General features: G+C 39.3%; 20 protein-coding genes, 1 pseudogene, 1 riboswitch and 1 other annotated feature. Of the genes and pseudogenes, 9 read left to right on the top strand and 12 right to left on the bottom strand.

The annotated features are described in order from the left end of the window. Positions 1-29 precede the first annotated feature (29 nt). Positions 30-253: a binding site (T-box leader), on the bottom strand. Positions 254-308: 55 nt separating this feature from the next. Beyond that, entirely contained in the window at positions 309-1514 is a 1206-nt protein-coding gene (locus JCM9140_RS16270; protein ID WP_034748873.1) for an MDR family MFS transporter, read from the bottom strand. A 359-nt stretch (positions 1515-1873) separates the two neighbouring features. Between JCM9140_RS16270 and mnmL the strand changes: the two genes are divergently transcribed. The 3 genes from mnmL (at position 1874) to JCM9140_RS16255 (ending at position 4036) form a co-directional block, all read left to right on the top strand. Further along, positions 1874-2812, top strand: a complete 939-nt coding sequence (gene mnmL / locus JCM9140_RS16265; protein WP_034748881.1) for a tRNA modification radical SAM protein MnmL/YtqA — start codon at positions 1874-1876, stop codon at positions 2810-2812. Beyond that, positions 2809-3381: a tRNA 5-(aminomethyl)-2-thiouridylate-methyltransferase MnmM gene (gene mnmM, locus JCM9140_RS16260; RefSeq protein WP_034748870.1), complete on the top strand. Its 573-nt coding sequence runs from the start codon at positions 2809-2811 to the stop codon at positions 3379-3381. Before mnmL ends, mnmM begins: the two co-directional genes overlap by 4 nt. Before the next feature lie 64 nt (positions 3382-3445). Next, a complete protein-coding gene (locus tag JCM9140_RS16255; RefSeq protein WP_034748867.1) occupies positions 3446-4036 on the top strand; it encodes a beta-class carbonic anhydrase in 591 nt (196 codons plus the stop codon). Between the two features lie 37 nt (positions 4037-4073). On the opposite strand, the gene JCM9140_RS16250 is transcribed toward JCM9140_RS16255, so the two are convergent. Together JCM9140_RS16250 and JCM9140_RS16245 are read right to left on the bottom strand one after the other, a co-directional pair. Further along, positions 4074-5123, bottom strand: a complete 1050-nt coding sequence (locus JCM9140_RS16250; protein WP_034748864.1) for a tetraprenyl-beta-curcumene synthase family protein — start codon at positions 5121-5123, stop codon at positions 4074-4076. 65 nt (positions 5124-5188) lie between these two features. Continuing rightward, on the bottom strand, positions 5189-5971 hold the full coding sequence (locus tag JCM9140_RS16245) for an alpha/beta hydrolase (RefSeq protein WP_034748861.1): 783 nt from the start codon (positions 5969-5971) through the stop codon (positions 5189-5191). Positions 5972-6079: 108 nt separating this feature from the next. On the opposite strand from JCM9140_RS16245, the gene JCM9140_RS16240 reads away from it, so the two are divergent. Further along, on the top strand, positions 6080-6610 hold the full coding sequence (locus JCM9140_RS16240) for a gamma carbonic anhydrase (protein ID WP_034748858.1): 531 nt from the start codon (positions 6080-6082) through the stop codon (positions 6608-6610). 87 nt (positions 6611-6697) lie between these two features. On the opposite strand, the gene JCM9140_RS23280 is transcribed toward JCM9140_RS16240, so the two are convergent. From JCM9140_RS23280 to JCM9140_RS22715, 3 genes are all read right to left on the bottom strand, one after another. After that, entirely contained in the window at positions 6698-6853 is a 156-nt protein-coding gene (locus JCM9140_RS23280) for a DUF1540 domain-containing protein (RefSeq protein ID WP_081727734.1), read from the bottom strand. 203 nt (positions 6854-7056) lie between these two features. Continuing rightward, on the bottom strand, positions 7057-8262 hold the full coding sequence (gene metK, locus JCM9140_RS16235) for a methionine adenosyltransferase (RefSeq protein ID WP_156314902.1): 1206 nt from the start codon (positions 8260-8262) through the stop codon (positions 7057-7059). 160 nt (positions 8263-8422) lie between these two features. Beyond that, a riboswitch (SAM riboswitch) is annotated at positions 8423-8532 on the bottom strand. A 233-nt stretch (positions 8533-8765) separates the two neighbouring features. Then, a complete protein-coding gene (locus JCM9140_RS22715; RefSeq protein WP_052002324.1) occupies positions 8766-9143 on the bottom strand; it encodes a hypothetical protein in 378 nt (125 codons plus the stop codon). A gap of 241 nt (positions 9144-9384) precedes the next feature. On the opposite strand from JCM9140_RS22715, the gene pckA reads away from it, so the two are divergent. After that, entirely contained in the window at positions 9385-10965 is a 1581-nt protein-coding gene (gene pckA, locus JCM9140_RS16225; protein WP_034748853.1) for a phosphoenolpyruvate carboxykinase (ATP), read from the top strand. 60 nt (positions 10966-11025) lie between these two features. Here the strand turns inward: pckA and JCM9140_RS16220 are convergent, their stop codons facing one another. The 3 genes from JCM9140_RS16220 to JCM9140_RS24645 form a co-directional block, all read right to left on the bottom strand. Next, entirely contained in the window at positions 11026-12981 is a 1956-nt protein-coding gene (locus tag JCM9140_RS16220) for an electron transport protein (protein WP_156314903.1), read from the bottom strand. 104 nt (positions 12982-13085) lie between these two features. Next, positions 13086-13907, bottom strand: coding sequence for a glycosyltransferase family 4 protein (locus tag JCM9140_RS24650; RefSeq protein ID WP_268870580.1), 822 nt, complete (start codon positions 13905-13907; stop codon positions 13086-13088). Further along, a complete protein-coding gene (locus tag JCM9140_RS24645) occupies positions 13862-14230 on the bottom strand; it encodes a glycosyltransferase (protein ID WP_268870579.1) in 369 nt (122 codons plus the stop codon). Before JCM9140_RS24645 ends, JCM9140_RS24650 begins: the two co-directional genes overlap by 46 nt. A gap of 188 nt (positions 14231-14418) precedes the next feature. On the opposite strand from JCM9140_RS24645, the gene JCM9140_RS16210 reads away from it, so the two are divergent. After that, complete coding sequence (locus tag JCM9140_RS16210) at positions 14419-14949, top strand: phosphatase PAP2 family protein (RefSeq protein WP_034748847.1); 531 nt, start codon at positions 14419-14421, stop codon at positions 14947-14949. Positions 14950-14972: 23 nt separating this feature from the next. Here JCM9140_RS16210 and JCM9140_RS16205 read toward each other — a convergent pair whose 3' ends face one another. From JCM9140_RS16205 to JCM9140_RS16195, 3 genes are all read right to left on the bottom strand, one after another. Next, on the bottom strand, positions 14973-15791 hold the full coding sequence (locus JCM9140_RS16205; protein ID WP_034748844.1) for an alpha/beta fold hydrolase: 819 nt from the start codon (positions 15789-15791) through the stop codon (positions 14973-14975). A gap of 75 nt (positions 15792-15866) precedes the next feature. Further along, the gene (locus tag JCM9140_RS16200; protein WP_081727733.1) at positions 15867-18065 is read right to left on the bottom strand and encodes an RNA degradosome polyphosphate kinase; all 2199 of its coding nucleotides are present in this window, start codon (positions 18063-18065) and stop codon (positions 15867-15869) included. Between the two features lie 297 nt (positions 18066-18362). Then, positions 18363-19130 carry an alpha/beta hydrolase family protein gene (locus JCM9140_RS16195; protein WP_034748841.1) on the bottom strand — a complete coding sequence of 256 codons (768 nt, stop codon included), beginning with the start codon at positions 19128-19130 and terminating at the stop codon, positions 18363-18365. A 127-nt stretch (positions 19131-19257) separates the two neighbouring features. Here JCM9140_RS16195 and JCM9140_RS16190 point away from each other — a divergent pair. The 3 genes and pseudogenes from JCM9140_RS16190 to JCM9140_RS16180 all read left to right on the top strand — a co-directional run bounded on the left by JCM9140_RS16190 (position 19258) and on the right by JCM9140_RS16180 (position 21825). Further along, a pseudogene (locus tag JCM9140_RS16190) lies at positions 19258-20252 on the top strand (ABC transporter substrate-binding protein). Between the two features lie 15 nt (positions 20253-20267). After that, positions 20268-21041, top strand: coding sequence for an ABC transporter ATP-binding protein (locus tag JCM9140_RS16185; RefSeq protein WP_034748838.1), 774 nt, complete (start codon positions 20268-20270; stop codon positions 21039-21041). Next, a complete protein-coding gene (locus JCM9140_RS16180; RefSeq protein ID WP_034748835.1) occupies positions 21025-21825 on the top strand; it encodes an ABC transporter permease in 801 nt (266 codons plus the stop codon). The genes JCM9140_RS16185 and JCM9140_RS16180 overlap by 17 nt, the downstream gene beginning before the upstream one ends. The last annotated feature ends 131 nt before the right edge of the window (positions 21826-21956 follow it).

The raw sequence follows: 21956 nt of genomic DNA, 5'->3' as shown, positions 1-21956 counted from the left end.
TATAGAAAAAACCCCCATCCCTAACAATAGTTAGGGACGAGAGTTTTATATATCCCGCGGTACCACCCACATTAATGAATCAGTCATTCTTCATTCGCTCTACACAAATAACGGTTGTGATCCGTTGAAAGCTACTCATTTCACTTTCAAAACTCAAAGGCGAGTTCATCATACTTGTTCGACTGACTTGCACCACCCGTCAGCTCTCTTCGTTACCCAAATTATGATTACTACTCCTTGTCTACGTCAACATATGAACTTACTTGTATTGTATGAATTCCAAAGCCCTATGTCAAGCAAGCTTTGGCTTAGCTTATTATTTCAGCTTCTTGCTTTTTATTTGTTACGATTCTTTTTAATGGAACGTCATAAATAAACAGAATCGCAATCGCTACGACAAACAAAGCCAAAAGAACGATGATGAGCATCGATATCGAAAAGAAATCAACCATCAATCCCCCTAATAACGGGCCAATCATTCTTCCCCCTGTTGCAACACTATTGATAATTCCTTGGTAATATCCTTCTTTGTTTTTCGGTGCTAATTTACTCGCAATTGTTGGTACAGCTGGCCAAACAAACATCTCCCCAATTGTTAATACAATCATCGCAACAAGAAACATCGAAAATACACTTGCTTGTAACAAGATTGCATAGGAAACCATAAAAATGAGAACTCCGACAATCATTTGCTGCTTTAACGTATGGACCCATTTCCGGATCAGCCAGGATACCAATGGCTGAGCAAACACAATCATCAGTCCATTGATTGTCCATAAGAAGCTATACTGTTGTAGGGAAATTCCTAACGACTGGGTATGGACAGACACATTGGCTTGCCACTGAGTATAGGCAACCCAACAAATAAAAAAGGCAATGGATAACAATGCCAAAGAGTGGATGCGATAATTGTTGCGGATCGGTGTTTTTTGTTCAAACACGTTTGATGTGTTGGCTTCAACCGATTTGCCCCCAATGGTCCGAAAACAAACCATTACAAATAGAGTTAAAAACGCGTACATGATTGCATTGGCAGCAAAAACGGCCGTAAGTTGAATGGTTGCCACAACACCGACTAACGCCGTTCCAACAGCCACCCCAACATTTTGGGCGATGTACATCGCATTAAATGGTTTTCTTCCGCCTTCTGGCCAAAGGCTTCCAGCCAGTGCATACATCGCAGGAAAAATAACCCCTGTGCCAAATCCTAGTCCAATAAGTAACACCATATAAAAATAATAACTATGATAAAATATTAATATAACTGCACTAACGGTCGTGACAACAAGGCCAAAAACCATTGTTTTATACGCGCCGATTTTATCGAACAATCGTCCACCAATGATGCTCCCTACTACACCAGCACCCGCATTTAACATGAGTACAAAGCCAGCTGCCGTTAAAGATCTTCCTAATTCTTGATGGATAATGATTGCATTTAACGGCCATAAAAAAGATGCACCTGTAATGTTAACAGCCATCGCCACGATTAAGAACCAAAGTGATTTTGGCATAACTTTTTTCGCCACCTTCCATTCATCCCTTTGCCATCTTAGGTGATCTCCATCTAGATTGCAATCATTTTTCATTCGTATTTGCTGTTTTTATAAAAAGGGCGATACAATAGAAAAACAAAAGGACACTGAAAAAGGTTGACCTTTACCTTTTTCAGTACCCTCGGAGGAATGTGCGAAGCCGTTGCAATCTTTTTATAAATCCTGTTATGAGCGGGTTTCTCATACTAGGCGCGCAACGAGCGGAGCCATTCCCATTTAAACCAGACACTGAAAAAGGTTGATTTTTACCTTTTTTCAAACAAACTCTACTATTTCTTGCTTTATGTAAGAGAAAGGTGATTCAATTGACAGTTCATATGTATGGCGATAAACGATATTATTCTTGGAACTACTATTTAAGAGAGCAATTTGGTGAAAAGGTTTTTAAAATTCCACTAGATGCTGGCTTTGACTGTCCAAATCGAGACGGTTCTGTTGCACATGGTGGCTGTACGTTTTGCAGTGAAAGAGGATCCGGGGACTTTGCTGGAGATCGAAAAGATGATTTAGTCACTCAATTTCATACGATTAAAGATAAAATGCATAAAAAGTGGAAAAGCGGCAAATACATTGGCTACTTCCAAGCCTATACGAACACGTATGCTCCCGTTGAAACGTTGCGTTCCTATTATGAGACGATTCTCGAACAAGAAGGAGTGGTCGGACTTTCGATTGCAACGAGACCTGATTGTTTACCAGATGTTGTTGTTGAATATTTAGCTGAGTTGAACAAGCGAACCTTTCTTTGGGTTGAATTAGGACTGCAAACAGTCCACGAAAGAACAGCTCTGCTCATTAACCGGGCTCATGACTATCAAAGTTACGCAGATGGTGTTAAAAAACTAAGAAAACACAACATTAATGTCTGTTCTCACATTATCAATGGTCTTCCACTCGAAGATTATGACATGATGATGGAAACGGCTAAAGAAGTTGCGAAACTAGACGTACAAGGAATTAAAATTCACCTTCTTCATCTATTGAAAAAAACAGCGATGGTGAAACAGTATGAAAAAGGATTGCTTCAATTGATGAAGGAAGATGACTACATTCAACTTGTTGTCGATCAACTAGAGGTTTTGCCGCCCAATATGGTTGTTCACCGATTAACAGGGGACGGTCCAGCTGACCTTATGATTGGACCGATGTGGAGCATGAACAAATGGAGCGTACTAAACGGAATTGAAGCTGAATTAAAACGACGAGATAGTTCCCAAGGAAAATACTTTGATACTGAAAGGATTGCATGTAAATGAATGTTCTCGGGGTTTTGCCTTTTGCACGATTTGTCTTAGAAAATGCATTAACAGAGGGAGATATCGCTGTTGACTGTACAGTTGGAAATGGGCACGATACGATTTTCTTAGCAAACCTAGTAGGAGATAAAGGGCATGTTTACGGGTTTGACGTGCAACAAGCTGCCATTGAGTCCACCTCAAGGAAATTAGTAGAACGCAACCTCACTCCATACGTTACCTTGTTCCAAGAAGGACATGAACAAGTTCGTTCGCTCATTCCTGAGAAAAAGCAGTCGAAAGTGAAAGGCGCCATATTTAATCTCGGATATCTTCCTGGTGGTGATAAATCGATTGTCACACGTCCAACATCAACCATTGCCGCAGTTAGTGCGTTATTAGACATCATGCCCAAAGGCGGCACGATTGTGCTTGTAATTTATCATGGTCACGAAGAAGGAAAAATGGAAAAAGAGATGATCCTTTCCTTTGTCGAGCAAATTGATCAACGTCTTGCACATGTTCTGAAATATGATTTTATCAATCAAGTCAACGATCCCCCTTTTGTTGTAGCCATCGAAAAAAGGTAACCATTGACAATTTGTTTTAATAGTTTGAAAATAGATACAACTGGACTTTGAGGAGAATCAAAATATGCCATTATTAAACTCGGTTTTGGCTCACAATGAACGTTTTGTTTTCAATAAAGAATATGAGCGTTTTGAAACAACGAAATACCCCGATAAAAAAGTCGTCATCTTAACATGCATGGATACACGCCTTCTAGAACTTCTCCCACATGCGATGAATGTAAAAAACGGTGATGCAAAAATCATTAAAAATGCTGGAGCTGTGATTACTCATCCATTTGGGAGTATTATGAGAAGTATTTTAGTAGCGATTTATGAGTTGGGTGCAGGGGAAGTGATGGTTGTTGGCCATCATGGTTGTGGCATGACCGGTTTACAGCCTACTAGTATCTTAAACAAATCACTAGAGCGTGGGATCCAGAAAGAAACGATCGATATGCTTGAGTTTTCTGGAGTAGATCTCCGCGGGTTTCTAACAGGCTTCGATCATGTTGAAAAAAATGTAGAGAACAGTGTCTCCATGATTAAAAATCACCCTCTTCTCCCAAAAGACGTTGCCGTACACGGTCTAGTCATTTGTCCTGAAAGTGGCAAGCTTGACTTACTGATTAATGGATATGAAAATCAAACCATTATACATGATGAAAAAGTCTGACCTTATTCTTTGTGACGATCAGACTTTTTCGTTATGGCTATTTCCTGAACATCCATCGATTAAGCAAAAACAACATCGTAGGAAGACCACCCATTTTCACCATTTTCTTCGATTTCTTTTTTAACTCTTTATCCCTTTGAACTTTATCGTCAGCAATGTAAATGGCAATAACGCCCCGAATAATCATTTGATGAAACCTAGAATCCGGAAGCTTCTCAATATATTCCTCCGCCTTTGTTACAAATAGACGAAAGCGTTCAATCATTTCCTCCTCGTCTTTATAATAGAACAAAAAGTTCAGTTCATCATCTGCAATGTCTTCTTCTTGATCAATAAAGTAGTCAAGAAGAATGTGAACGCCTTGTAACCAAGGATAATACCCCTCCTTTAGGAGTTGGGCTGTTTCCTCCGTTAGATCATTCTTTGTTGCGTATGTTGCAAGCGTATAAATGCCAAGTGTAGAACCTGCGCAAGCTGAAAATTCATACCACGTCATCTCTGGTACTTTATGACGATGCTCGGCAAACCACTTTTCTAAACGTGGAATTCGTTCCTCTTTCACAACATGTTTATGTACTTGTAAATCACCATAATAGCCACTTAACTCCAACATACCTGCTTGTACTTTTTCAAAGGAAGGGAACGTCGCAAGGATGGATTGACATGTGTTAACGATATCATGCAAATATCCACCATCATCTTGTTCATCTCGGTATTGATAATAGTTTTTTAGCTCAGCCCCTGGAGTCAAAGCATCTAAAAGAGATTGATGCAACGAGCGAAAGTCCTTAGGGTCTAGTGCCGGACTTTGATCGCAAAGGTTATCTAAATAATCACAAGCAATTTGATAAGCAATAATAAATTGAAGAAGCTCTTCAAAACGATCTTTCGCTACAAGCCCGTACACTCCGCCTCCTTCACAATGAAACTTTTTCTTTTTTAATGCATCAAGCGCCTGAGCACGCAGTTCAGGGTCCGGGATTGCTGACGCTTTTTCAATCCATGGGTCAAAATATTTATGTACTGTTGGAATAACTTCCTTGTAAATATTCATAAGTAGTGGGATAGGTCTTGTTGGTGCAGTCAACCGAAATTCCTCCTAGTCCTTTTCTTCTTTAAAAACAGTAGCATATTCCAACTAAACATACAATTTTAAGGTGTTAGCAGGTTTACAAAGCCAATCGCATAGCGAAAAACTTGCTCTCTCTCTGGTTCATTAAACACTTCGTGATAGAGACCTTCCCACTCTTTATACGACTTTTCTTGAATCGCTAGCAGGTTAAACCAATCTCTCACATCGTATTTGTTAACAAGGTAATCTTCTCCAGACTGCAAGACAAGCAAAGGGACATTCGGAAACTTTTCAGGGTACCTGTGAGCTAGACGCATCGCCTTTGTTAATTCTTGATACCACCTTGCTGATACTTTGCTAACTCGAAGTTCGTCTTTGACATAAGCTTCTCGTACTTCTTCATTTCTCGTCGCTAATTCCGAGCGAATACCTGAGTTTTGACTGAAAGAAGGAACAATTCGATGTAGAATTTTCGAAGCGAACTCCTTTGTTTTAGCTGGTGGTTCACTAAGTCCTAAACAAGGAGAAGATAAAATTACTCCTTGTATCAACGCTATGCTTCTTTCCATAACGGTACGAATGACAACAAGGCCACCCATACTATGTCCTAATAAATAAATCGGCAAGCCTTTTAGCCGAGCTTCATCTATCCATTCTTCCACCGAATCTAAATATTGATTAAATGACTGAATATGTCCACGCTTGCCACGTGTTTTCCCCTGACCTGGGAGATCACCCATGATCACATCAAAGCCATGCTCATTCCACTTCTTTGCAAGCCATATATAGCGTCCATGATGCTCTCCTGCTCCATGAACGATGATCACAACACCTCTAGGTTCAGCCACTTCCCATTTCCACATTTTACGTTCCCCTCCTTTAATGTCTATTCAAAAAAAGGCCATGACCAACCTTTTTTACGTTAAGATAAGTATATCGATTTTTTTATCAAACGAAAAGGATGTGATGTTATGATTTACCGATATCAAGACAAATTTCCGACAATTTCTGAAAGTGTATTTATTGCTGACGGAGTAACCATCACCGGAGACGTTACCATTGGGGATGAATCAAGCATTTGGTTTCAAACGGTTATCCGTGGCGACGTCTCTCCTACGATTATAGGAAAACGGGTCAATATCCAAGACCAATCGATGCTTCATCAAAGCCCTAAATATCCTTTAATCATTGAGGACGATGTGACTGTTGGACATCAAGTGATGTTACATAGTTGTACGATACGTAAAAATGCGCTGATTGGCATGGGATCAATTGTTTTAGATGGTGCCGAGATTGGGGAAGGTGCTTTTATTGGGGCAGGCAGCCTTGTTCCTCCAGGTAAAAAAATCCCTGCTAATATGTTAGCATTTGGTAGGCCAGCAAAAGTGATCCGAGAGTTAACCGAAGAAGATCTAGTTGATATGGCTCGGATCCGCCGCGAGTATGTTGAAAAAGGCCAGCATTATAAGCAAGTAATTCAGGAACAAAGGAACGATGCGTAAATTTTTTTGGTAATTGAATAATATTGATTATTATTATCAATAATAGAAATAGAAAAGAGCGAAGGCCATCGCTCTTTTCTACCAGCATTAATGTTGTGGTTCAAATGTTTTGCAATCAGTTTCCTCTTGCTTATCTGCTTCTTTACCTGTATGACTTACAACATAAATTTTATCAGCTTCACACTGATTTCCATGTGCCCAATACACACAGTTGTTTACTTCGCAAAGTACATCTTGTGCCAATTCATTCACCCCCCCTTCTCCATTCATTTTGACCAATATTGCATCAAAGCATACCATTTCAATTGTCTATCTACTGTAATACCAGCCTGTTAATTTTTCTACTTTTCTTTGAGGCTTCATCTTTCACTCGTTTCTCAGGTTTTTAAGCTTCCTCTCTTTTAGCGACAAAAAAACACACGAAATGAACTCGTGTGTTTTTGCTCTTATAATCCCGCTTGTTCTTTTAATGTTGCTGCTTTATCCGTTTGCTCCCAAGGTAGTTCAACATCTGTACGTCCAAAATGGCCATAGGCAGCTGTTTGCTTGTAAATCGGGCGGCGTAAATCAAGCATTTTGATGATGCCTGCTGGGCGAAGGTCAAAATTATCACGGACTAGTGATACCAATGACTCTTCTGATACTTTACCCGTGCCAAATGTATCAACCGAAATAGATACAGGTTGTGCTACTCCAATCGCATAAGCTAATTGAACTTCACATTTATCTGCTAAACCTGCAGCTACAATGTTTTTCGCAACATAACGTGCTGCATAAGCTCCAGAGCGGTCTACTTTTGTTGCGTCTTTCCCTGAAAACGCTCCGCCACCATGGCGTGCGTAACCACCGTATGTATCAACAATGATTTTGCGTCCAGTTAAACCTGCATCCCCTTGTGGTCCTCCAATGACAAAACGACCCGTTGGATTAATAAAATATTTCGTATTTTCATCAATCAGTTCCTGTGGAACGACTGGGTTAATCACGTATTCTTTTAGATTACGTTGGATCTGATCCAGGGTCACTTCTGGATGATGTTGAGTCGAAATAACGATTGTATCAATTCGAGCTGGCTTCCCATTTTCATCGTATTCAACGGTCACTTGTGTTTTTCCATCTGGACGAAGATAAGGAAGAATTTCATCTTTACGAACCTCTGTTAAACGTCTTGCAATTTTGTGACTAAGGGAAATTGGTAAAGGCATTAACTCGGCTGTTTCATTGTTCGCATAACCAAACATTAACCCTTGGTCGCCTGCACCGATCGCTTCAATTTCTTCATCAGTCATTTGACCTTCACGTGCTTCTAATGCTTGGTCAACCCCTTGAGCAATATCAGCAGACTGCTCATCAATTGACGTTAAGACCGCACACGTTTCATAATCAAAACCATATTTTGCTCGCGTATATCCAATTCCTTTAATCGTTTCTCTAACAATTTTCGGAATATCTACATACGTGCTTGTTGTAATTTCTCCAGCTACTAAAACCAGCCCAGTTGTAACAGATGTTTCACAAGCGACACGGGCATTTGGGTCATTTGTAATAATCGCATCTAAAATGGCATCTGAAATTTGATCACAAATTTTATCAGGGTGCCCTTCTGTTACTGATTCAGACGTAAACAAACGTCTACTTTTCAATTCTGTCATCATAACTTCCTCCTTGTAAACACAGCTTTTAGTAGCATATGTTTTTCTTTAAGACGGCACTCATGCCCCATCGAATGGGAATTATCTACCTGTAAAGACATCTAAACGATAAAAACCCTCTTCCTATATAGAGGAAAAGGGTTGAATAATTACCTTTAGCCTCTTATCGTCCAAGGCAATGCCTTGCAGGTTAGCACCTTTTCACTCTGGCTTAGAATGTTGGTTGCTGGGCTTCTTCGGGCCTGTCCCTCCGCCTACTCAGGATAAGAGTATCCGTTCGACGCATATCATATCGCACATTGTCGTTATCTGTCAACCTGTCAAGCTTCATTTCACAGGATACTTTTGGTAATTTCTCTTTCTATATTAACCATTTTTAGTTTGTGCAATAGGTTTTGATTTATTCTTGTCTTTACTATCAATAAAAAATAAAAACGAATTTCCCAAAAGAACGATCTTTTTGGGAAATTCGTTTCAATATAAAATAACGCTCCTATTTTTTATTAGTATGGTGTATCCTCATGGTTCTCATTTTTCTTTCGACGTCTTTCTCTTTCTTTTTGTTTCTGCTGCTTCTCCTGCTCCTCTTGCATCTCTTGTTCCATTCGCATATCCTCTTGAAGCTGCAATCTCATTAATTCATTTGCATTGTCGCGTGGTTTTACCTGACTATAAACCCCGCTTGCCGTTAAACCGATAATAAGAGCCGTTAAAACTTGCTCACCCCATTCTCGTGGGATAAACCATAGGATTCCAGCAAACCCGATAGCTAGTAGTGCTCGGTACTGCTTTTCAATCTTAAAAGCATTTCCCACTACTGTGACAAGTGCTGCCACAACTGCTGAGACCGTTGCAAGATCCATCATCGAAACTTCCTGCAAAGTGAACGCCTCCCTTGCATATCATGTTACTACCTACATCCTATTCAGTAAGCCAAAAAGAGGAACTTGTATTTGACATTCTTCACAATTTGGAAGTGTTGAACAGCAGAAAAATGAAAACATTTTTCACAGAATAATTGGAAAGAAATAGTATAGATTAATAGTTTTAATGTGATATACTAATGAAAAGAATTCGAACTTTTTGACAATGAATCTTAGCTAAGGAAAGGATTTTGCGACGATGAATACAACTAGTCTACATGCTGATTTAACCAAATTAATAAATAAAGACCATGTTCACGTTAATCTTCCTATTTCATCCCTAATCGAACAGTCTTTAAAACGCGGAGAAGGAAGGCTCTCATCTACTGGAGCATTAGCGGTTGAAACCGGTGCCTATACAGGGCGTTCACCAAAGGATAAATTTATTGTTAACGAATCATCCATCACCGATAAAATTGAATGGGGTTCTGTTAATCAGTCTATTGGAAAAGATGTATTTTCATCGTTGTATCACAAAGTGATTGAACATTTAGGCATGCAAGAGGAGCTTTTTGTATCAGATGGATTTGCTGGAGCATCAGAACCTTATCAAATTCCTTTAACGATTATTAATGAATTTGCTTGGCATCAAGTGTTTGCAAGGCAGCTTTTTATTCGACCAACTAATAAAACACAACAATCGAAAAATGAACCTTTCACCATTATTTCAGCACCAACTTTTAAAGCGGATCCACTCGTTGATGGAACGAATTCAGAAGCTTTTGTTATTTTGTCTTTTGAAGAACGAATCATTTTAATTGGTGGAACCGAATATGCTGGCGAAATGAAAAAATCAATTTTTTCTGTGATGAACTTTTTACTACCTGAAGAGGACGTTCTTTCCATGCATTGCTCAGCAAACGCTGGCCCCGAGGGTGACGTTGCATTATTTTTCGGCCTTTCTGGTACCGGGAAAACAACCCTGTCTGCTGATCCTAGACGTTCGTTAATTGGAGACGATGAGCACGGCTGGTCCAGTCATGGTGTCTTTAATATTGAAGGTGGATGTTATGCAAAATGTGTAAGTCTCTCAGAAGAAAAAGAACCACAAATATGGAATGCGATTCGATTTGGAGCCGTTTTGGAAAACGTTGTCATTAATAATGAAACCGGTGAGGCTGACTATGATGACACTTGTTTAACGGAAAATACGAGAGCCGCGTATCCAATCGATGCGATTCCAAATGCACTCCTACCAAGTGTTGCTGGGCATCCGAACACGATTATCTTTCTAACGGCAGACGCGTTCGGGGTTTTGCCTCCCATTAGTAAATTAACAAAAGAACAAGCGATGTACCATTTTCTCTCCGGTTATACGAGCAAACTAGCTGGTACTGAACGAGGAGTTACATCACCAGAAGCAACTTTCTCTACATGCTTTGGTGCTCCATTCTTACCACTTCCTGCTGCTACTTATGCCGAAATGTTAGGTGCTAAAATAGATCAACATGATGTTGATGTGTATCTCGTTAACACAGGCTGGTCTGGAGGAGAGTATGGAGTAGGGAAGCGAATCAATTTAAAATATACTCGTGCCATGGTTCAAGCCGCTTTATCTGGTGAATTGCGCAAGATCGAGACAAATATTGATTCCATTTTTGGTCTCCATATTCCTATTCACTGTGCAGGAGTTCCCGATCATGTCCTGCAGCCACGTGAAACGTGGAAAGACAAAGAAGCCTATGACAAAAAGGCAAAGGAACTAGCTTGCAACTTTAAAGAAAACTTCAAGAAATTCGAAAATATAAATGAGCGTATTAAAGAGGCTGGACCAAATTAAAATGGAAGTCAAAAGAGGATGTCTCAAAGGCCTATTTTCAACCTGAGACATCCCCTTTTTTTACTTTTTTAAATCTGGGCTTGTTTCTGATAGCAGATAGTTAATTAACGCTGCTTGTTCTTCATCTGTAAACCCTGTTGTTCGATCAACCCAGTATTCATGACCCACACCTTTGACATTCATTTCCTCAAGATCTTGAACAGATGAGTTTGCTTGAATGACTTTTTGACGCAATTCTTTGTCAATAACAGCCTTCAAGCTGTTATAAGGATTGGGAAATTGCCCTTTCATAATTGTGCCCGGTATACCAAGATCACTTTCTTCATTATCCCCTACTGAGACACCACCATCATGTAAATAAGGTGCTGTAAAGGCTAATCCAATTAACCCTTTCACTTTATATCCACCATTTGAATCAATAACAAACGCTAAGTTCATTTGATCCTCATCAATATGATCTGTAGGTACACGCAAAACCTTTGGATTGGGTGGCAATGGTGTTGGCGTGTTCGGAGCATACATTAACGAATCTCCTAGTATCTTATCAATCCCTTTCATTGCCTTCGCGCGCGTTGGTTCAGTCTTAATTTCTTCAGTGGGAATAATCCGATTATTGGTGAATGCTCGACCAGAATGACATTGTATACAACCGGCTCTCTCAAACACGTCCCTTCCCTTTGCTTTTGTCTCCTCACTTACTTTCGGTTCATATGGTGGTGGAGTTAGTGTATTTTGGAAAGCTGACAAAGCATTGTTTTCTCTCCCGACCTCTGTTCCTATTGAGGTAACGACCAGTCCATGCGGAGTAACCTTTGACACTTTTGGATAAGTTGGCGGTTTTACCCCTTCGTTTGAACCAGGTACATTCGGTGTTGTGTCAACCGTCTTAAAAAATTCAGAAGGTTTCATGGAAGAAGTAGGATCATAGCGATACTCTTCATTTGCAGCATTTTGCAAAATGGTTCCGATATAGATTTCCTTATCAATCTCCAATAAAGCGTCACTATGCTCCGACAATGAAAGGCTATCAGAATTAAATGAATGTACTTTGTTATTAAACGTGCTAAGTCCTTTAAAAGGGCCAATAATGGAAAACCCATTCCAGCTATATGGATGATCTCCAAGTGTAAATGCATCTGGTGTTTGAGTGGGATTGGATGTTAAGTCCGCACTCGTATCGAAATTCCCTTTAGGCCACTTGATAAATGTCTCATCGACAACTTTTTCAAGGGCAACAGGATCAGGAAGAATCTCCTCTTCTCCTTTTGAATTTGTAATCGTTCGATTTGTGTCGCGAATATAATCTTTAAGGGACTCTATTTGCGCTGTCGGGAAAAAGGCTGATGAGTTTGTTGCTAAGGCAACAAGCATTCCACTATCAAAATCAGCATTAGGTACTCCCTGAAGTACTTTCCCTGTTTGAGGCTCTACACTCGCATGACAGGCCGCACAGCTTAATCCAGCCCTTAACCGGCCATCTGAATAAGAAATGGGGATTCCAAGCGGTGTTAAAGCCCCTTTTGCTACATCTAAACCGGTATCAATTTTCTCACCTTTTTTCCACGTTTTATCGCCTATTGTCACATCTTCGGATAACTCTACCCGTAAATTAGTAGTTGGTTCTCCCTTAAGTTGCAGGATCGCTTTTGTAACATTTGCTATCTGAAACGGACCGTCAATAAATCCAAGAATATCTGTTAGAAATACTTCATTTCCAAATGTTTCTTTGTAGAAGAATTCTTTCCCTTCCTCAATTAACTCATCATCAATTTTAATAGCTCCATTTTCTGGTGAAAGAACGTGCTGACGATGCTGTTCTTTGAGCTTCTTTACTGACTCTGAAGTTAAAAACTCACCCATTAAGTCATATTCCACTTCCTCATTAAACTGGGTGGGAGTACGATTTACAATTTGCTCATCTTTTGGTACAAATCCATACTCAAACTCAGCAAAGGAAATAGCTAAAAAACCTATTAAGATTACCGAACTGACCAAAAACAAAACTTTCCACTTCATCACTTTGTCTACTCCTCTTTATCGTATCTCTTTTTACTTTTTACGTTTTGGTCAAATTCATACGATAGATTCATTTTGAGGAGCAAAGTCTGCAAAGAGTTTTCTTATGCTGAGTGCCTTTTCTGATTGCGAATCATTATTTCATTATAACTATTTACAAGATCTGAAAAAATCTCCTCCCATGAATAGGATAACGCATATTCACGTGCTCTCACCGAAAAAGCTGAACGCTTATAACCACTTTGCAATAATCTACCTGTCAATCTTGTAAACGATTCTTGATCTTTTGGTTCACATAAGAAACCTGTTTCTCCATGCTGAATTAAATGCTGTACTCCACCAGCATTCGCTCCAATCACTGGCAAACCTGAAGCCATTGCTTCTAAGACGACATTCCCAAACGTTTCAGTCGAGGATGGAAATAAGAATAGGTCGCTTGATGCATAGATGTCGGCTAATTCATCCCCTTCTTTAAATCCAGTAAACGTCACTTGTTCATTGCTATATTGTGATAACATCTTTAACTGTGGTCCATCTCCAACAAGTAAAAAGTGAGTTTCATCTTTTATTGAACTTGGTAAGGAATGAAACGTCCTTAGGGCAAGGTCAATTTCCTTTTCTGGAGCAATTCGGCCTACGTATAACAAGATGTTCTTCTGTTTAATCCGATAGGTTTCTCTCACTGAATTCGTTCTTCTTTCAGGGTGAAAATAGGAATGATCAATGCCTCTGCCCCAAATTTCTAGATCCGGATGGAATTTTAAATCGACTAGCTTATCTTTTGTACTTTGAGAAGGGACATATACTCGTTGAAAGGATCGATGAAACCACAGCATATATTTCCAGATCCATTTTTGGAGAAAGGGTAAATGATAATAGTTTAAATAATCATCAAAATGAGTATGATAGGAAGCGACCATTGGTATGTGATGCTTTTTTCCATACCGTAAGCCGTAAAGGCTAAATTTAACGGAGTTGCTATGTGGATAAGGGTTGGGTTGAAGCACTCAAGAGCTTGCTTCATTTGGACCGGATTAGGAAGGGCCACTCTACATTCTGGATAGAAAAAGAACGGCAAACTCATGAAGCGTTCAATTTGAGGAATAGTTGGGACAGGAGCTTTGCTTTCTGGTGCAAACACTTTATACTCAATCTCATTGTTCTCTAAGTAATTTGTCAACCGTTGCAGCGTTCGTGCGACCCCATTAATTTCTGGTGTATACGTATCTGTAAAAATTGCAATGCGCATCCTAATCTCCCCTTTTCAAAGTAAAGTTGATTACTATCACTTTACTCTATAGAGAGACCGTTTTTTACAAAGTTCATGTAAAGGTATTATTAACTTTCGTATAAAATCTCCATAAGTTCGAAACGTATTCTTAAAAAGATGGTATTATAATAGACACGTAACCTACATTTCTTTCTGGAGTTGGTGGAATGAATCGCTTTGTTAACTGGGTAACGACGAACGATAATCGAGTCCTAATGGTCGTTAACAAACAATGGAGATGTAAAACACTTGATATGCTGTTACCGAAAATCACCCACCTTGGTGGTGCTACGTTTACTTTATCCTTGCTCTTTGCAATGGTTCTGTTGTTTTCAAATGATTTACGCATTTGGGCCATTGATGCATTTATTGCACTAACTTTAAGCTTTATAGCTGTTCAAATGATTAAAAAGGCATCTGGACGGAAACGCCCTTATTTAAATTTGCCAAACGTGATTACAGTTGAAAATCCATTGAAAGATTATTCTTTCCCGTCCGGTCATTCAGCAGCCGCCTTTTCGATTGCGATCGTTTTTTCCCTTCATTCGCCTCTTCTTGCCATTACGGTGTTGCCTTTAGCGATACTTGTGTCTCTTTCACGTATGTACTTAGGGTTACATTATCCTACTGATTGCCTTATTGGGGCTTGTCTTGGGGTGGTTAGCTCGATTCTTGCTGTTTATTTCATATATGTCTAACGAGTTGACATATATGAAATAAACTATGAAGTATATTTTATAATATGATTGTAGACCTCGGTTGGTTTTTCCTCGGTCACGAGGTGTCCAGTTTTTTCATAGGTGATCAGCTCTGCCTCGGGTAAATCACTCAGTAAACGCCTGCCAATCGAAACCGGAACAACCTTATCTTCTTCTCCCCATATTAACAAAGTTGGAATTGCTATTTCTTTCAATTGTAAACTGCTTAAATCTCCTTCTCGATCTCTCAACAGTTTTAAAAGAGCAACATAGAAATTTTTCTCAGAAAGGGGCCGAGTAAATTCATCCATCATTTCCTTATGAATGACCGTCTGATTATAAACAACATTTTCTAAACTTTTCTTCACATCTTTTTTGCGAATGTATCGCTCAACAAAGTACCGAAAAAAAGGCAGGTAAGAACAATAGATAAGTGACTTTTTAGCAGGTTTTAAGTAACCAGAGCTGCCAATTAAAATAAGCTTCTTTACCTTTTCAGGGAATGCCTTCGCTGTATAAAGAGCAATTTGTCCTCCCATCGAATGTCCGACTACTGTTACACGATCGACGTGGAAGTAGTTCAAACACTCGTTGATTAACTGTGCGTAATTTTCAAATGAATAAACAAAGCTTTTTGATTTCTCACTTCTTCCAAACCCAGGTAAATCGATGGCAATGACAGAAAAGTCTTTTATAAGTTGAGGAATCAGACGATTGAACGTATACGTCGATGAGACAAATCCATGAATCAGTAAGATAGGTGGCTTGTTTGTGAATGCATATTCACAATACACATTCACATTTAAAAGTTTAATGGTCTCTTTTTTCAGGTCATCAATCATTACCTTTAAAACACTCCCGTACTCTTTTAAAGGTATTATAGGTTGAAACAACACACTTCATACTTAACGAGTTTCTTATATCTTTCTGATTAAAATAGAATGAAAGAAAGCGGTCACCCGGCTTGATTTTTCCTTATTTTTATGAAATTTCATGGTGGCACTTGTAAGATAGTCACTCACTTTTTGAAAAAAATCTTTCTGCCTGAGCTCGCATTGACTATTAACAAGAGGTTGTCCGATTTCCCGTTTCACATAGTGATAAAGTCCTGTTTCATCTTGTTCCCTTGCTTTTGCATTATCTGCTAGGTACAACTGCAACCACTTTATTACTCTTTTCTTTAAGCGTAAGTCTAAAATAGGAAAAAGAATTTCAATTCGATTTTCCATATTTCGAGTCATCAGGTCGGCAGACGAAAAGAACACTTTCTCTTCTCCATTATGATGAAAATAATAGATTCGGCTATGTTCTAAAAAGCGCCCCACTATGCTTCGAACGGTTATGTTTTCGCTAACCCCTTCTATTCCTGGGCGTAAGCAACAAATTCCTCGAATGATAAGGTCAATTTTAACTCCTTTTTGAGATGCCTCATAAAGTTTCTGGATGAGAGGCTTGTCAGTAAGGGAATTCATTTTAGCAATAATCCGGCCATTTCCGTACTTACTATGATAGGCTATTTCCTCATCAATTAATTGAATATAATCTTCCCGAATGTCATATGGAGCCACAGACAAGTAGTGATACTTTGGTTTGTCTGTATATCCACTTATATAATTAAAGAAATTGGTCGCATCAACACCAAATTTTTCATTCGACGTAATCAGTCCTACATCTGTGTAAAGCCTTGCTGTGGCATCATTGTAATTGCCCGTTCCTAAATGGACAAATCGTTCAATTTGATCATGTCTTTGTCGAACTACTAACGTGATTTTGCTATGTGTTTTTAAATGGGTAAACCCATAAATAACATGGCACCCTTCCTTTTCTAGTTCTTTCGCCCAGCTTACGTTATTTTCTTCATCAAAACGCGCCTTAAGTTCAACTAAAACCGTCACTTGCTTGCCATTGGCTGCCGCTTTTTTTAAACCTTGAATAATCGACGAATCACCACTAACACGATACAACGTTTGCTTAATGGCTAAGACACTAGGGTCTTCTGCTGCTTTTGCTACGAAATCAACAACAGGTTCAAAAGAATCATACGGATGATGCAGAAGAATATCTTGTTTTAACGCTTTTTCAAATAAATCTTCTCCTACTGATAGATCCTGGGGCTGCTGAGGAAAAATCGGTTCATCAGCCAAGCGTTCAAAATACTTTGCTCCCCATTTATAGAAAGAAAACAAAAATGTTAAATCAAGAGGTCCATCAATCACATACGTATCCTCTTCTGTTACCTCTAACTGTTCCTGTAAGTAGCGTAATACATCCTCATCTCCCTGTTTTTCTATTTCGAGTCTGACTTCCGCTCCCCATTTTCGTTTTTTTAATTCTTTTTCGATTACACTTAATAAATCAGAAGCTCCATCTTCATGAATTGTTAAATCTGCATTTCTAGTAATCCGAAATGATGTGACGCTTTTTACTTCATACCCTGTGAACATTTTTCCTATAAAATAAGCAATCACATCTTCTAATAACACAAACACATTTTCATTACCTTCTCCAGGGATAAGTACATAGCGATTTAAGACACTCGGTACTTGTACGATGGCTAACTTTTTTGATGTAGCTTCGTTTTGTGCGCTTGTTTCGTCTTGTTCCTGAATGATAATAGCCAAATTTAAACTTTTACTCAATAATTTTGGAAAAGGTCGATATGCGTCAATCGCTAAAGGGGTTAAAACCGGATAAATTTTATGATCAAAATAATCTTCTATAAACTGTTGTTGTTTTTCATCTAACTTTTCCAAGGGGGAAAAAAAGATCTTCTCTTTTTGCAAAAGAGGAAGGAGGACGGAATGATATGTTTCGTACTGAAGCTTAATGACTTCATGCGTCATCTGTGAAATCTTATTTAGCTGCTGCCTAGGCGTTAATCCAGATTTATTATCTGGCTTTCTAAAACCAGCTTTTACCTGGTCTTTTAAACCAGCAACGCGTACCATAAAAAATTCATCTAGATTGGCACTGAAAATAGCAAGGAACTTTAAGCGTTCTAATAATAAGTTTCTTTCATCGATGGCTTCTTCTAGAACGCGTTTATTGAACGATAACCAACTTAGTTCTCGGTTATTATAATTAATTGGGTTATCAAATTGACTGACTAATTCCATATGGACACCACCAATCTTCTTTATTTTACAAATATCTACATATTTCAATTTTACCTAAAAAATACGTATACTTAATTAACTTTTTTGTAAATATTGTAAATTTATTGTAAAGAAGTCTGACAGATAATTAGCCAATGGGTTACTGCCTTGCAGAAAACAGGTATTTTCGGTCAACGGGTAAGCAGCCGCAGGGGAATGACACTCCGCTTTCCGCGGGTGCCCGTTGAACCTGCTGGGTCTCATACGTGGATCACTTATCCTGCAGTAGTCTACGTGTCATTTTTGTTACTTTTTAGATCATTTCATCCATTTAGCGGCTTCTTGAAGAATTTTTCTCTGACTTGGTAACGGAAATTGGTGAGAGTAAGAATCATAATACCATGTTTCCACCGTTTTATTAGCTAGCCTACACGCTTCCTCTAGGCGATACGCATGGTCAATTGAAACGTGCTTGTCTAATACGCCATGAATGATCAGCAACTTTCCTTCAATCTTTTCAAGATGATGAAGTGGAGTTCTCCATTCATACCGATCTGGATATTTATTCGGCGTTCCACCTATCACTCTTTTCATCATTCTTCTTAAGTCAACTCTCTCCCAATACGTTAATACCATGTCAGATACACCATTCCAACAAACTATTGATTTTGCTTCAGCACGTTCAATGCCAGTTAGAAGCGCCATGACACCACCTCTTGAAAACCCAACAATATGCAAGGAATGCTCGTCTACTTGTGGATGATTTTTTAGCAAGTCAAAAGCAGCAATCGCATCGTATCGATCGTCCCCACAAAAATCTTCTTGTCCTTCTCCCCCTTTGTTTCCACGATAAAATGGGGCAATTACAACAAATCCTTCAGCAGCCCACTGAATGACTCGTTGAATCCGTACCATTCCAACGCTTTTAATGCCTCCACGTAAATACAACAATCCTGGCCGTTTCTGATCACCAGTTGGAAGCGCCATATAACCTTTTACCTTTAAACCAGAGCTCACATATGTAATCTGATAGAGATGAATAGAAGGATGAGGAGATGGCATTCGGATTTTAGAATGTATGTTCATGTTTGATCCTCACTTTTACTAGGTTTGTGAACAAATATACCAAGAAACATGAAATGGGCAAACACACATTTTCTCTTCTTCACATACACTATCACAATTCTATATTCATTTTAAGGGGATGACTTTTATGACCGTTATGAAAAAAGTGGCTCTGTTGCTCTTATCTCTTGTATTCATTTTATCGGTTTCTGCGTGTTCCTTTGGTGGTGGAAAAGAGACGATCCGTGTTGCTGAAGTGACGCGCTCCATCTTCTATGCCCCTTTTTATGCAGCGATCTCTCAAGGATATTTTGAGGAGGAAGGAATTGATCTTGACCTGACGAGACTTGGGGTGGAGACAATACGATGACAACTTTGCTATCAGATGGAGCAGATATTGCTCTTGTTGGAGCGGAAACGTCCATTTATGTGTATGCACAAGACGCTAGTGATCCTGCCATTAACTTTGCTCAATTAACACAAGCAGATGGTACCTTTCTTGTCTCTCGTGAAAAACGAGATTCATTTGATTGGGATGATTTAAAAGGAAGCACCTTCCTTGGACAACGTACAGGTGGGATGCCTCAAATGGTTGGAGAACATGTTCTACGACAAAACGGAATTGACCCTCACAACGATTTGAACCTTATTCAAAGCATAGATTTCGGCAACATTCCAAGTGCCTTTGCATCTGGTACAGGCGATTTCGTTCAATTGTTTGAACCACAAGCTTCCTTATTTGAAAATGAAGGAATTGGTCACATTGTTGCTTCATTTGGTACCGAATCTGGAAGTGTTCCGTACACCGTATTTATGTCTAAACAAAGTTACATGGAGGATGAAGAAGAAAAACTCAAAGCCTTTACCCGTGCGCTCCATAAAGGCCAGCAGTGGGTCAATGAGCAGCCAGTCGAAGTCATAGCAGAAGCGATTGTTGACTTTTTTGAAGACACCGATGTTGAACTGGTTGCTCAAGTAGTGGATCGCTATCGATCGCAAGGAACATATGCAACCTCTCCTCTTGTTCAACCTGAAGCATGGGATAATTTGCAGTTAATTATGGATGAGGCTGGAGAACTTCCACGTGAAGTAGAGTACACAGAGTTAGTAAATACGTCTATTGCAGAGAGTGTAACCAACTAAGGGGGTTGAATATCCATGTCAACGCTACAACTCCATGAAGTAACCTTAGGATATGTAACAAAAAGAGAAGCCACACTCGCTCTTGAATCGATCTCGCTTGAGGTAAAGGATGGAGAATTCATCTCCATCCTTGGCCCTAGTGGTTGCGGGAAAACGACCTTGCTTTCGATCATTGCTGGACTTCTCAAACCAACAAGTGGTCACGTTTCTTTTCAATCCGTTCAAAGTCCAGAAGAAGAAAATCAGGTTGGCTATATGCTTCAACAAGATTACCTTTTTCCGTGGAGAACAATTGAAGACAACATTATGCTTGGATTGAAAATAAAAGGTATCTATTCCGAAAAAACAAAACAATTTGCTCTTAGATGGCTCGAGCAACTAGGCCTCGCTGATAAAAAAAACTTTTACCCAAATCAACTTTCTGGCGGAATGAGACAACGCGTCGCTCTAGTCCGTATGCTAGCTACCAATCCCTCTCTTATGTTACTCGATGAACCTTTTTCCGCACTTGATTATCAAACAAAATTAAAATTAGAGGATTTGGTTTATCAAACATTAAAGGCTGAGAAGAAAACGGCCATTTTGGTCACGCATGATATTGGAGAAGCCATCGCTATGTCTGATCGAGTCGTTTTGCTTTCTCCTAGACCCGGGCGGATCCATCGAATTTTTGATATCCCCGTTGAATTGGCTAAGACGCTTCCATTTGAGGCAAGACAACACCCTAACTATAATGGGTTATTTCAAATGATTTGGAAGGAGATGGAGAGCCTTGGATCAACATCTTGATTCCTTACACAAAAAATATCTAGCCTCTTTAAAAAAAGAAAACCGGAAAGTACTAATCGTTCAGCTAAGTATTCTCATTTCCTTTTTTGTCTTTTGGGAGGTTGCAGCTAGACAAAGATGGATTGATCCATTGCTGTTTAGTATGCCATCACGCATTTGGGACTTATTGATTACGAGAGTCAGCGATGGTTCGTTGTTTACCCATGCCTCCGTTACGATGTTTGAAACATTACTTGGCTTCATGCTAGGGACAGGATTTGGAACTTTATTAGCTGCGATCTTATGGTGGTCACGATTTATTTCAAAAGTTCTTGATCCGTACCTCGTTGTTTTAAACTCAATGCCTAAAGTCGCCCTCGGTCCACTTTTAATCGTTGGACTTGGTCCTAGCTTTACGTCCATTATAGCAATGGGGGCACTCGTCTCGGTTGTTATTACAACGATGGTTGTCTTTACGGCCTTTCGTGAAGTCGATGCGAATTATTTAAAAGTGATGAATACATTCGGTGCTAGCAAGAAGCAAACCTTTCAATATGTTATTTTCCCAGCTTCGCTTCCGACCATCATTTCCACTCTTAAAGTAAATGTCGGATTGGCTTGGGTTGGGGTTATTGTTGGAGAATTTCTCGTCTCAAAACAAGGACTTGGCTATCTAATTATTTATGGCTTCCAAGTCTTTAATTTCACACTTGTCTTAATGAGCTTATTGGTGATCGCAGTCCTTGCAACCATTATGTACAAAGGAGTAGAAATTGTAGAGAGATGGTTATTGAAGAATTTTTAAAGGTTTAAATTACAAGGTTGTTTGCGCCATCTTCGTTGTTAGTATGGGTTAGTGTAACAGTCGTGTTCGTTCCATTGCGCTGCAGCCACTCACACCCGCAAGGAGGCCCCTACCTGTTTTTGAGGCCACTG

The organism is Halalkalibacter wakoensis JCM 9140, from assembly GCF_000513095.1.
Lineage (GTDB): Bacteria > Bacillota > Bacilli > Bacillales > Bacillaceae_D > Halalkalibacter > Halalkalibacter wakoensis.
Note: the sequence above shows the minus strand (reverse complement) of the source record. Positions and strands in the feature narration are given on the sequence as shown.